Raw genomic sequence first — 13,028 nt, 5'->3', positions numbered from 1 at the left:
TCTGTTTTGATCACAACTGATTTTCATGATGTAAAAGCATTGCGTTTTCACTGTACGAACCGATTTATCGCGTCATCCATCATCCCGAAAGCCATGCATGCTGAAGCCTGAGGGCTGGTCAGCAAGCTTTTGAAGCATTGTCTGTGGTTTATTGACGAAATTGTGCTTGCGAAAGCCTGCGTCACATACAGCCACTGGCAGTTGCCGAAGGGAACACGCGGAATCAAGCATTCAGAATGCCTTTGATGAGGGTTATCGGCATTCCATAAAAATAAAGGACAAAGTCGTGAATATGAAATTACTGGGTAGCTCCCTGATCATTGCCGGAACAGCATTAGGCGCCGGTATGCTCGCCATTCCAATGGTCCTGGCGCAATTTGGCCTGCTCTGGGGCTCTTTGCTGATGCTCCTGATTTGGGTGGGTACCACCTATGCCGCACTTTTGCTGCTCGAAGCCAGTATTAAAGCGGGTGGCGGCCTGGGAATGAATTCCATTGCCCGAAAAACACTGGGTAAAGGCGGCCAGGTCATCACGAATGGCCTGCTGTATGCGCTGCTGGTTTGCCTGCTGATGGCTTACATCATTGGTGCCGGCGATCTGGTGAAAAAGCTGACAGTCAGCCTTGGGCTTGAGCTGACAGCAACACAGGCACAAGTCGGCTTTACCGTGATTGCCGGTCTGGTCGTTGCAGCGGGTACGGGGGTGATTGACCGGTTGAACCGTTTCCTGTTTGCAGCAATGGTTCTGATGCTGGCAATTACTTTAGTGACGCTGGTACCGGGGATCAGCCTGGAAAATCTGGCATCCGTGGGGAGCGAGAACAAAGTCGCGCTGGTTAAAACCAGTTCGGTCCTCTTCACCAGTTTTGGCTTCATGGTGGTGATTCCGTCGCTGGTGACTTACAACCCTGAGGCGTCACACAAGCAACTGCGAAATATGGTTATCCTGGGTTCTTTGATCCCGCTGTTCTGTTATCTGTTCTGGCTTTACGCAGCGGTCGGGAATCTAACCTCAGAGCAACTGGTCGGTTTTGCAAACGTTTCTGAACTGATTGCGGCACTGAGTGCCAGCCATGGCAGCATGCAACTCATCCTTTCCGTATTCACCGGCCTGGCACTGCTCACGTCCTTCCTGGGGGTTGCTATGGCACTGTTTGACCAGAATGCTGACACCTTTCGTCAAAATCGGGCCGTGACTTATGTGATTACGTTCATTCTGCCGATGCTGGGTGCTTTGCTGGCAGCCAATCAGTTCCTGTCGGTCCTGAGTTACGCTGGTATTATTCTGGTATTCCTCGCTGTTTTCGTGCCAATGGCAATGACAATCAAAGTCAGACAGCGTGGTGACAGGGCAAGTGATAATGGCAATGCTGAAGTGTATCAGGCTGGTGGCGGCATGATGGCAATGGGGCTGAGCTTTCTGTTTGGTTGCTTCCTGCTGATGGCAGAGCTGATTTAACGTCACAGGTAGCACAGAGAACATCTGATGTTAAAAAGGCGCTTCCCTTAGGAAGCGCCTTTTTTATCTGTTGCAATGTCGTTTGAACGACATTGTTCTGAGGATGCTAAAGATCTGTTTGACCGAACAAGACCGATATCGTCGGAGTCGTATCAGGTTTGACCGAACGCTGAAACAACCTAGCTGCAGGAGTAGTGATCTGTAGACACAGATAAGCAGTAGTGAATGACGTATCCTCATAAAGATGCGGGAATCTTACCGACTTTCCTGATGAGCGGCTAGGTGCGGGCCTGTTTTCGTAACTGGACAAAAATGTTCAAACCGTAAATATTTTTGTACACACAATCCAATGCCCCGGAATGCTTTCTTCAGCGCAAGTAGCTTTGTTGACGGCAAGGTTTTGACTGCTGAGAAGCCTCTTCGTTAAAAGTCGGCTTAGTGTTATGACACATCCGCGAAGTTGGAGTATCTTGGTAAAAAAACAAGGGATTCGGATATGAACTGGAAACTCGCTGAGCAGGTGGCTAAACGGGCATTGGCAGACGGGAGTCTGATGCCCATTACGACGGAAGCAGAAACGATTGTGGAGCAGGGCGTCGATTATCTGGGTCATGTGGTCACAGAGAATGCAGGTAAAAAACTTCAGGGGCTGATGTCTAAACCAGAGGCTAACCCGTTTCTGCCCTATGAAAAGTCGATGTATGTTTGTGAAGCGGGAGAACACCATGTTTGCCTGCTGAATAAGTATCCGGTGATCTCACCTCATTTGCTGATTTGCTCGAAAGATTTTGTACCGCAGGAGTCGCCGTTAAGCTGGGAAGACTGGCATGCGTGGTTAGGCGGTTTTACACAGACGGATGTCTTTGGTTTTTATAACAGTGGTCCCTTAGCCGGTGCCAGCCAGCCACATCGTCACATGCAGCTGGTCCGCAGTGAAATCCCGCTGGAGAAAGTGATTGCCGGGGGAAAACTGCCGTTTCAGCATTGTCTGTATCTGGTTGAAGCCATGACGACGGATGAACTGTATGAAGCTTATTTGCAGGGAATGCATCGTTTGTCTTTGATTGAAGCGGGTGGGGCCGTCTGTAAGCCGCATAATATCCTGCTGACTGAGCGATGGATGCTGATTTTGCCGCGTTCAGCAAATAATATTGAAGGCTTGTTTGCAAATGGAATGAATTACAGCGGCCGCTTTCTGGTGAAGAAGCCTGAGCAGCTGGTCTGGTTACAGCAGTATGGGCTGATGCGTTTTCTGTGTGAATGCAGCGAGTAATCCTTCACTGAATTGTCGTTAATTTTCATTCGTACAGATAAAAAAAACCCCAGCCTGAGCTGGGGTTTTTTATTGGTCCGTTAAGAAATGAATTATTTCTTAGCGTTACGTTCTTTAACTTCTGCGATTACTGCGTCAGCAACGTTTGCTGGACATGCAGAGTAGTGAGAGAACTCCATAGAGAACTGACCACGACCAGAAGTCATTGTACGCAGGTGACCGATGTAGCCGAACATTTCAGACAGAGGTACGTCTGCCTTGATACGAACACCAGTTGTACCAGCAACCTGGTCTTTGATCATACCGCGACGACGGTTCAGGTCACCAATAACATCACCAACGTGATCTTCTGGAGTGAATACGTCAACGTGCATGATTGGTTCCAGCAGCTGTGCACCCGCTTTAGGCATAGACTGACGGAAAGCGCCACGTGCAGCAATTTCGAACGCTACAGCAGAGGAGTCAACTGCGTGGAAACCACCGTCGAACAGCTCAACTTCAACGTCCAGCACTGGGAAGCCAGCCAGAACACCAGTATTCATCATACCAGCGAAGCCTTTTTCGATTGCAGGCCAGAATTCTTTAGGAACGTTACCACCAACAACAGTAGAAACGAACTTGAAGCCAGAGTTTGGCTCACCTGGTTTGATACGGTAGTCGATCTTACCGAACTGACCAGAACCACCAGACTGCTTCTTGTGCGTGTAGCTGTCTTCGATTGCTTGAGTGATTGTTTCACGGTAAGCAACCTGTGGAGCACCAACAGTCAGTTCAACACCGTGAGTACGCTTCAGGATGTCAACTTTGATGTCCAGGTGCAGCTCACCCATACCTTTCAGGATGGTTTCGCCAGAATCTTCGTCAGTTTCAACCTGGAATGATGGATCTTCTGCGATCATCTTACCAAGTGCGATACCCAGCTTCTCAGAAGCACTCTTGTCTTTTGGAGCAACAGCGATAGAGATTACTGGATCTGGGAAGATCATTGGTTCCAGAGTACATTCGTGCTTCGGATCACACAGAGTGTGACCAGTCTGAACGTTCTTCATACCAACGATAGCGATGATGTCACCGGCTTGCGCAGAATCCAGCTCGTTACGGTCGTTCGCGTGCATTTCCACCATACGGCCAACACGCTCAGTTTTACCTGTGGCAGAGTTCAGGATGGTGTCACCCTTCTTCAGCTTACCAGAGTAAACACGGATGAAGGTCAGGGCGCCGAAACGGTCATCCATGATCTTGAACGCAAGCGCACGGAATGGTTCGTCAACAGAAACGGTAGCAACTTTACCAGTTGGCTCACCAGTTTCTGGATCAGTCAGATCCTGAGGGTCAACTTCTGTTGGGTTTGGCAGGTAATCAACAACAGCATCCAGCAGCAGCTGCATACCTTTGTTCTTGAATGCAGAACCACAGAAAGTCGGGAAGAATGCCAGGTCACGAGTACCTTTACGGATACAACGCTTCAGGTCTTCAACAGAAGGCTCTTCACCTTCCATGTATGCTTCCATCAGTGCGTCGTCTTGCTCTACAGCAGTTTCGATCAGCTCTTCACGGTAAGCTTCTACGTCATCAACCATATCCGCTGGGATTTCTTTGATTTCGTAGTTTTCTGGCTGGCCTGAGTCATCCCATACGTACGCCTGACGGTTCAGAACGTCAACCACACCCACGAAGTCATCTTCACGGCCGATTGGCAGAGTCATCACCAGAGGGTTAGCGCCCAGAACTTTCTTCACTTGCTCAACAACGCGGAAGAAGTCAGCACCCATACGGTCCAGTTTGTTTACGAAGATCAGACGAGATACTTCTGATTCGTTCGCGTAACGCCAGTTCGTTTCAGACTGAGGCTCAACACCACCAGAACCACAGAATACACCAACACCACCGTCCAGAACTTTCAGAGAACGATAAACTTCAACGGTGAAGTCAACGTGTCCCGGAGTATCGATTACGTTGAAACGGTGGTCTTTCCAGAAACAGGTCGTCGCAGCAGACTGGATTGTGATACCACGCTCAGCTTCCTGATCCATGAAGTCCATCGTAGAAGCACCATCGTGTACTTCACCCAGACGGTGAATTTTACCGGTCAGCTTCAGGATACGCTCAGTGGTAGTGGTTTTACCCGCATCTACGTGCGCGAAAATACCAATGTTTCTGTATTTAGATAGATCTGCCATTGTTTTTCTCTATATGAACAATTGTTGTCACATGTCAGGGTGGGGAGTATAGCACTACTTCCAAGTATCAGAACATAGATCTGAGTAATTTAATGATTATTCGCTGGCTTTTAACCCGTTGATGTTGGCCAGAAGCGAATGATTGCTCAAGAAAAACGCAAAAATTGGCACGATTATACGGAAATCTGGTGCATTGCGGGGCTGGATAGGCATGTCTTCCCGGTATTTTCGCATGAAGCGCAGTTTTGATTGCTTTCAAATTCGTTTTCAGGACAGATGCAATCAGAAAGACTCCTGGTTGAACTGGACAGATGAGTCTGTCCTGAGCCTTATTCTGTGCTGTCAGGATAGACGGACCATAAAAATAACTTTGATGATATGCCCAGTGATTCAGGCTGGCTATTTTCTTATGGTGTATATTTGTGGTACATGTCGGCTAATTGTTATTGACCATTCATACAATAATGAAAATAAAACAATTTTAAATGAATGGGTCAAATTAGTGGTTGAGGTGTTTTGGAGGGGATATGGAGAACCGATTAAAACGAAGCATGCCGTTGCTGGCCGGATTGCTGTGGGTGAGTGCGAACAGCTTTGCAGCTGATGTGGTTGAAAGTACAAGTTTAGTAGGTTTCGGAACGGCAAAGTATGCGCCGGATTTTAAACATTTTGACTATGTGAATCCCAGCGCCCCGAAAGGCGGCAGCATCACCTATGCCGAAGTCGGTACATACGACAGCTTTAACCGTTATGCATCCCGGGGGGTCTCAGTTGCGGGGGCAGATGAGATCTATGACACTCTGTTTACGTCGGCCAATGATGAAATCGACAGTTATTACCCCCTTATTGCTCAGAAAGTCCGTTATGCCGATGACTTTTCCTGGATGGAAATTGATGTGAATCCGAAAGCCCGGTTTCACGACGGTCAGTCAATTACAGCAAAAGATGTCGCTTTTACTTTTGATAAGTTCATGAAAGAAGGTGTGCCGCAGTTTCGTGTTTTTTATAAAGACGTGAAATCTGTGACTGCTATTTCTCCACTGACAGCCCGCATTGAGATGTCAGTCCCGAACCGCGAAAAGCTGTTCTCACTGGTTGAGGGAATGAATGTATTGCCGGAACATTTCTGGAAAGACAAAAAACTCAGCGAGCCTCTGACAGAACCTCCGGTCGGCAGCAGTGCTTATAAAATTACCAGTTATCAGGTCGGGCAGAGCGTGACTTATTCCAGGGTGAAAGACTACTGGGCGGCAGATCTGGCGGTGAATGTCGGGCGCCATAATTTCGATACGATCCGGTATGACTACTACCGGGATGACACGGTCACGCTGGAAGCATTTAAAGCAGGTGAGTACGACTTCCGGCAGGAAAATGTCGCGAAGTTCTGGGCCACGCTTTATGAAGGCACCAACTTTGATAATGGCTACATAAAGAAGGAAGAGATCCCTCACGAAATTCCTCAGGCAATGCAAGGTTTTGTGTTCAACACACAGCGTCCTGTCTTTCAGGATGCCAGAGTTCGTGAAGCACTCAATTATGCGATGGATTTTGAGTGGATGAACAAAACTCTCTTTTATAACCAATATACGCGTCCCCGGAGTTACTTCCAGAATACGCCTTATGAGGCCAAAGGATTGCCATCACCTGCGGAATTAAAGTATCTGGAGCCTCTTAAAGATAAAATTCCGCCACGTGTATTCACCGAAACTTATCAGCCGCCGGTGACAGACGGTTCCGGACGTATTCGTAAACAGGCCCGAAAAGCTTTTGCATTACTGAAAGAAGCAGGGTGGGAGCTGAAAAATCAGGTGATGACGAATGTGAAAACCGGTGAACCGTTCGCATTTGAATTATTGATCTACAGTCCGACGACTGAACGAATCGCGATTCCATTACAGAAAAATCTGAAGCAGATGGGCATCGACATGAAAATCCGGACCGTTGACACCACGCAGTACATCAAACGACTCCGTGATCGTGATTTTGATATGGTGTCTTCCGGTTACAGTGCGAACCCATATCCAACGCAAAACCTGCTGATTGCCTGGAACAGTAAATATCTGGACTCGACTTATAACACTGCCGGGGTTCAGGATCCGGCGATTGATTCACTGACAGAACAAATTGCTGCGCATCAGCAGGATCCGGAAGCACTGGCTGCGCTTGGCCCGGCTCTGGACCGGGTATTACAGTGGAATTTCTTTGTGATTCCGCAATGGTATCTGAGCACATTCCGTATTGCGACCTGGGATAAATTTGATCGTCCTGCCGTCCGGCCGAAATATGCGCTGGGTGTCGACACTTGGTGGGTTGATCAGGCCAAGGCAGCCAAACTGCCGGAAAAACGTCGTTAATCATGGGTTGAAAGCAGGTAAGCAGTATGACGGCATATATTATCCGGCGGCTTTTACTGGTGATCCCGACACTCTGGGCCATCATCACCATTAACTTTTTTGTGATTCAGATTGCGCCGGGCGGGCCGGTAGAACAGGCCGTAGCGCAACTGGAGGGCCACACGTCCGGCATTATGGAACGGTTCACCGGCGGTGGTCAGGAAGTCAAACCATCGGGCACAACGCAGGGTGAGGGGAATGGCAGCAGTGGATACCGGGGTTCGCGCGGACTTGACCCGGAAGTGGTTGCTGAAATCAGAAAACAATTCGGTTTTGATAAGCCGATGTGGGAGCGTTATGTCGACATGCTGACAAACTACGCCACATTTAATTTCGGAGAAAGCCTGTTCCGCGGCGGAAACGTGATTGATTTGATTATTGAACGTCTGCCCGTTTCGATTTCTCTGGGGTTGTGGAGTACGCTCATTATCTATTTTGTGTCCATCCCGTTAGGGATTGCGAAAGCGGTGAATCATGGCACTCGCTTCGATATCTGGAGCAGCGCACTGGTGATCACCGGCTATGCAATTCCCGGGTTTCTGTTCGCCATCGTGCTAATCATCTTTTTCGCCAGTGGGAATTATGTCAGCTGGTTCCCGTTACGGGGGCTCTTTTCTTCTGATTTTGATCAGCTCACCTGGTATCAGCAAATCGGGGATTATTTCTGGCATTTGACCCTGCCGATTATCGCCATGGTGATTGGCGGTTTTGCCACGCTGACGATGCTGACCAAAAACTCGTTTCTTGATGAAATCAATAAGCAGTATGTCGTGACCGCCAGGGCGAAGGGGTTAGATGATCACAGCATTTTATATAAGCATGTCTTCCGCAATGCCATGCTGATCATTATTGCAGGCTTTCCCAGCGCCTTTATCAGTATCTTTTTTACCGGCTCGATGTTGATTGAAGTGATGTTCTCACTGGAGGGGATTGGTCTGTTAGGGTTTGAATCAACCATTCAGCGCGATTATCCGATTGTGTTCAGCACACTCTATATCATGACCCTGTTGGGTCTGGTCATGAATATTATTTCTGACCTGACTTATACCCTGGTCGATCCGCGTATTGATTTCGAGGCCAGGTAGTATGGTGTTTCAGAAATTATCTTCCATGTTTTCATTGAATCCGCTGACACAGGAGCGCTGGGCGAGATTTAAGGCGCACCGGCGTGGCTACTGGTCGCTCTGGTTTTTTGCGGTGCTTTTTCTGATCAGTTTATTTGCAGAAGTCATCGCCAATGACAAACCTCTGCTGATCAGCTTTAAAGGCGACTGGTATTTTCCGATTGCCGAACAGTATGCCGAAACAGAGTTTGGCGGCGAATTTGCAACAGAAGCGGATTATACCGATCCCTATGTTCAGGACCTGATCAATGCCGACGGTTATATGATCTGGCCTGCGATTCGCTTCCATTACGACACGATTAATTACAACTTATCCGGCCCGGCACCTTCAGCGCCTGACAGTGTGAACTGGCTGGGGACGGATGATAAAGGTCGCGACGTTCTGGCGCGCATCATTTATGGTTTTCGGATATCGGTTTTATTTGGTTTTGCGCTGACACTGATTTCTACGGTGGTTGGCGTCATGGTGGGCGCAGGGCAGGGATACTATGGCGGCTGGCTGGATTTGTTCGGACAGCGTTTTATCGAAATCTGGTCGGGGATGCCGACGCTGTTTCTGCTGATTATTCTTTCCAGTTTCGTGGAGCCCAATTTCTGGTGGCTGCTCGGCATCATGGTGCTGTTTAGCTGGATGGGGCTGGTAGGTGTGGTGCGTGCTGAATTTCTGCGGTGCCGTAATCTGGATTATGTCCGTGCTGCACAGGCGTTAGGCGTCAATGACCGGCGGATTATGCTGCGCCATATGTTGCCGAATGCGATGGTGGCCTCTCTGACCATGATGCCCTTTATCCTCAGTGGTTCAGTGACCACGCTGACATCGCTGGACTTTCTCGGCTTTGGCCTGCCCGTGGGATCACCGTCTCTTGGTGAACTGCTGGCACAGGGGAAAACCAACCTTCAGGCACCCTGGCTGGGGCTGTCGGCCTTTGTTGTTCTGTCAATTATGCTGAGTCTGCTCGTGTTCATAGGTGAAGCCGTGCGTGACGCATTCGACCCTCATCAACAGTAGTGTTCAGGAAGTACCATGAGTGATGCACTGTTAACGATTCATAATCTGTCTGTGGGGTTTGTAAATGGCAAACCTGTTCGCCCCGTGACGGAACAAGTCAGCCTGACCATCAGGCGCGGAGAGACGCTGGCGTTGGTCGGGGAAAGCGGTTCGGGAAAATCCGTCACCGCCAATGCGATCCTTCGTCTGCTGCCGAAGGCGTCGGCACGTTATCTGGAAGGGCAGATTCTTTATGATGGTCTGGATACACTGAAATGCAGCGAACGCCAGCTCAGGGGACTGCGTGGCGGAAAAATCGGGATGATTTTTCAGGAACCGATGATGTCGCTGAACCCGCTCCATAAAATCGGCCGCCAGTTGTGTGAAACCCTGGCGATACACCGGGGTGTTCGTCAGCGGCAGGCTGAAAAGCGCGCACTGAGCTGGCTGAAGAAAGTCGGGATCCGGAATCCGGAGCAACGGATGTATGCTTATCCGCATGAACTTTCCGGCGGCGAGCGGCAGCGGGTCATGATTGCCATGGCGCTGATTAATGAACCGGACCTGCTGATTGCGGATGAGCCGACGACAGCACTGGATGTGTCGGTGCAGGCGCAAATACTGGATCTGCTCAAGCAATTGCAGGAAGAAATGGGCATGGCGATGCTGTTCATTACCCATGATCTGAGCATTGTTCGTAAGATTGCAGACCGGGTTGCGGTTATGCAATTGGGTAAACTGGTGGAAACCAATACCCGGGAAATGATTTTTTCCGCCCCTGCGCATCCTTATACTCAACAACTGATTGCGGCCGATCCGCCTGGTGAGCCTGTGCCGGTTCAGGGCGATCCGGATGCGATGTTTGAAGTTGAAAAGCTGCGTGTCTGGTTCCCGGTAAAAGGCGGCATTATGAAACGTGTCATCGGGCATATTAAAGCTGTGACGGATGTCAGTTTTTTATTGAAACGGGGTCAGAGTGTTGGTCTGGTGGGGGAAAGCGGCTCCGGTAAATCGACGACGGGCATGGCGATTCTGAGGTTGCTCAGCAGTGAAGGCAGTATCCGGTTTGATGGTCAGGAAATCGGAGGTTTGAGCAGGAAGGGAATGCTGCCTTACCGGAGCCGGTTACAGGTAGTCTTTCAGGATCCGTTTTCTGCGCTCAACCCGCGTATGTCGGTTGCTCAGATTATTGGTGAAGGGCTCAAGGTACATCAGCATCTGTCAGAACAGGAAGAGGATGCCATGATCTGCCAGGCCATGCAGGATGTTGAGCTGGATCCGGCAACCCGGTTTCGTTATCCGAATGAGTTTTCCGGCGGGCAGCGGCAGCGGATTGCGATTGCACGGGCTCTGGTGCTGAAACCCGAATTCATTTTGCTGGACGAACCCACGTCATCACTGGACAGAACGGTGCAGTTCCAGGTCCTGAATCTTCTGAAAGAGTTACAGATGAAGTACGGGCTGAGCTACCTGTTCATCAGCCATGATCTGAATGTTGTCAAATCGCTATGCCATTACACATTGGTACTGAAAGATGGTCGCGTTGTTGAGCAAGGACCGACGCAGAAGCTGTTTCATCAGCCTGAAGCTGAGTATACGCGCGAACTCGTCAGCTTATCTGCAATGAGCTAAAACGCTCTTTCCCCCCTTTGAGAGGTGCGACAGGTTTTTATCCTGATCAGGCACCTCTTTTTCACAGATTGCCTCAGATGGATTATGCTTTAGTTACAGAATATTGTGCATAAAGATGCGCATAAAATGTGCCTTGTCGCATCCTTTATGCTGACTTACTGCACAATATTGAGATCTTTTCAGGTGGGGTTGGCTAATTGTTATACAAATTATTACAGGATGTAAGAGTCTTTATTGGAATATAATTTTATTGAACTACAATTGATTGGTGTAAAACACTGCTTGTTGTGTTTTTGTTATCATATGATGCTTTCAATGGGTGAATGAAGGCTGATGAAATAAAGTTCTTAACAATTAGATTACAATCTGAGTATTATACTGCTCGAGTTGTAACCATACAGACTATAACAGGGAGACTCATATGCAGTCATTGGTCGATTTTCTCAACGGAATAATATGGAGTCCGGCACTGATTTATCTTTGCCTGGGTGCCGGTTTATTTTATTCCATCACAACACGCTTCATGCAGGTCCGCCATATTGGTGAGATGGTTCGTTTGTTGTTCTCTGGCCAGAGTTCTGACAAGGGTATTTCTTCTTTCCAGGCACTGGCGGTATCACTTTCTGGTCGTGTCGGTACAGGTAACATTGCAGGTGTTGCTGCCGCAATCGGTTTTGGCGGTCCTGGTGCCGTATTCTGGATGTGGGTTGTTGCCTTCCTGGGTGCTTCAACGGCTTACTATGAGTCAACACTGGCTCAGATCTATAAAGAGGAAGATGAAGGTCAGTTCCGTGGTGGCCCGGCTTATTTCATTGAAAAAGCGATGGGACAAAAATGGTATGCGTGGGTCTTTGCAATCGCAACAATCCTGGCATGTGGTCTGCTTTTGCCTGGTGTACAGTCAAACAGTATCGGTAATGCAGTAGCGGCTGCGTTCGGTTCTGGTGAGATGATCGAAACCACTTTAGGTACATTCAGTTCTGCGAAGATCATCACCGGTGCAATTGTGTGTCTGGTTCTGGCTATCATCATCTTTGGTGGTGTGAAGCGTATCGCGCACTTTACCCAGATTATCGTTCCGTTTATGGCGCTGGGTTACATTGTGATGGCTTTCGTCGTCATTCTGCTGAACATTGATATGGTGCCGCATGTATTTGCAACCATTATTGGTGATGCCTTCTCGCCAATGGCGGGTGTGGGTGCAGCGATTGGCTGGGGTGTAAAACGTGGTGTTTACTCGAACGAAGCCGGTCAGGGTACAGGTCCTCACGCTGCAGCGGCAGCACAGGTTGATCACCCGGCACAGCAAGGTTTTGTACAGGCGTTTTCAATCTATATCGATACGCTGCTGGTTTGTAGTGCAACTGCATTCATGATCATCATTACCGGTGCCTTTAACGTACACGGTGCTGAAGGTGCATTCCTGGTACAGAATCTGCCTGCTGATATTGCGGCGAACAGCCCGGTATTTACGCAGATGGCGATTGAGACAGCAATGCCTGGTCTGGGTAAACCATTCGTAGCCATTGCGTTGTTCTTCTTCTCATTCACAACGATTCTGGCTTACTACTACATCGCAGAAACGAACATTGCTTACATCCACCGTACGATTCATGTTCCGGGACTGGTTTTCGCATTGAAACTGGTACTGCTGGGCTCTGTATTCTACGGTGCTGTGAAAACTGCGAACCTGGCTTGGGCAATGGGTGATGTTGGTGTAGGTCTGATGGCCTGGCTGAACATTGTCGGTATTCTGATTATCTTCTTCATGGCAAAACCTGCACTAAAAGCACTGAAAGACTATGAAGAACAGAAGAAAGCCGGTGTAACCGAATACGTATTTGATCCAGTCAAACTGGGCATTAAAGGCGCGGATTACTGGGAAGAGCGTATGAAGCGTAAAGGCCAGCAATCGCCGAATGTAGATGGTGAGGCTTCTTCTGCAGGAACAGCCAAATCAACATCATAATAAAATAGAC

8 protein-coding genes are annotated in these 13,028 nt (G+C 48.8%); 7 read left to right on the top strand and 1 reads right to left on the bottom strand.

Annotation, left to right across the window (positions count from 1 at the left end):
• Positions 1-286: 286 nt before the first annotated feature.
• Together ACYP03_RS13795 and ACYP03_RS13790 are read left to right on the top strand one after the other, a co-directional pair.
• On the top strand, positions 287-1,459 hold the full coding sequence (locus ACYP03_RS13795; RefSeq protein ID WP_459780432.1) for an amino acid permease: 1,173 nt from the start codon (positions 287-289) through the stop codon (positions 1,457-1,459).
• Between the two features lie 496 nt (positions 1,460-1,955).
• A complete protein-coding gene (locus ACYP03_RS13790) occupies positions 1,956-2,732 on the top strand; it encodes a DUF4922 domain-containing protein (protein ID WP_459780430.1) in 777 nt (258 codons plus the stop codon).
• A 92-nt stretch (positions 2,733-2,824) separates the two neighbouring features.
• Here the strand turns inward: ACYP03_RS13790 and fusA are convergent, their stop codons facing one another.
• The gene (gene fusA, locus ACYP03_RS13785; RefSeq protein ID WP_248140484.1) at positions 2,825-4,912 is read right to left on the bottom strand and encodes an elongation factor G; all 2,088 of its coding nucleotides are present in this window, start codon (positions 4,910-4,912) and stop codon (positions 2,825-2,827) included.
• A 551-nt stretch (positions 4,913-5,463) separates the two neighbouring features.
• Here fusA and ACYP03_RS13780 point away from each other — a divergent pair.
• The 5 genes from ACYP03_RS13780 to ACYP03_RS13760 all read left to right on the top strand — a co-directional run bounded on the left by ACYP03_RS13780 (position 5,464) and on the right by ACYP03_RS13760 (position 13,018).
• The gene (locus tag ACYP03_RS13780; RefSeq protein WP_459780570.1) at positions 5,464-7,266 is read left to right on the top strand and encodes an extracellular solute-binding protein; all 1,803 of its coding nucleotides are present in this window, start codon (positions 5,464-5,466) and stop codon (positions 7,264-7,266) included.
• A gap of 26 nt (positions 7,267-7,292) precedes the next feature.
• Positions 7,293-8,390, top strand: coding sequence for a microcin C ABC transporter permease YejB (locus tag ACYP03_RS13775; protein WP_330959373.1), 1,098 nt, complete (start codon positions 7,293-7,295; stop codon positions 8,388-8,390).
• A gap of 25 nt (positions 8,391-8,415) precedes the next feature.
• Positions 8,416-9,438, top strand: coding sequence for an ABC transporter permease (locus ACYP03_RS13770; RefSeq protein ID WP_248140482.1), 1,023 nt, complete (start codon positions 8,416-8,418; stop codon positions 9,436-9,438).
• 15 nt (positions 9,439-9,453) lie between these two features.
• Positions 9,454-11,049, top strand: a complete 1,596-nt coding sequence (locus ACYP03_RS13765; RefSeq protein ID WP_330959374.1) for an ABC transporter ATP-binding protein — start codon at positions 9,454-9,456, stop codon at positions 11,047-11,049.
• A 421-nt stretch (positions 11,050-11,470) separates the two neighbouring features.
• Entirely contained in the window at positions 11,471-13,018 is a 1,548-nt protein-coding gene (locus ACYP03_RS13760) for an alanine/glycine:cation symporter family protein (RefSeq protein ID WP_248140480.1), read from the top strand.
• Positions 13,019-13,028: the final 10 nt, after the last annotated feature.

It is taken from the genome of Photobacterium sp. R1, from assembly GCF_054600795.1.
Note: the sequence above shows the minus strand (reverse complement) of the source record. Positions and strands in the feature narration are given on the sequence as shown.

Coding starts and splice junctions, on each gene's coding strand:
- ACYP03_RS13790 (WP_459780430.1), top strand. CDS start 1,956: ATGAACTGGAAACTCGCTGAGCAGGTGGCTAAACGGGCATTGGCAGAC.
- fusA (WP_248140484.1), bottom strand. CDS start 4,912: ATGGCAGATCTATCTAAATACAGAAACATTGGTATTTTCGCGCACGTA.
- ACYP03_RS13780 (WP_459780570.1), top strand. CDS start 5,464: ATGCCGTTGCTGGCCGGATTGCTGTGGGTGAGTGCGAACAGCTTTGCA.
- ACYP03_RS13775 (WP_330959373.1), top strand. CDS start 7,293: ATGACGGCATATATTATCCGGCGGCTTTTACTGGTGATCCCGACACTC.
- ACYP03_RS13770 (WP_248140482.1), top strand. CDS start 8,416: ATGTTTTCATTGAATCCGCTGACACAGGAGCGCTGGGCGAGATTTAAG.
- ACYP03_RS13765 (WP_330959374.1), top strand. CDS start 9,454: ATGAGTGATGCACTGTTAACGATTCATAATCTGTCTGTGGGGTTTGTA.
- ACYP03_RS13760 (WP_248140480.1), top strand. CDS start 11,471: ATGCAGTCATTGGTCGATTTTCTCAACGGAATAATATGGAGTCCGGCA.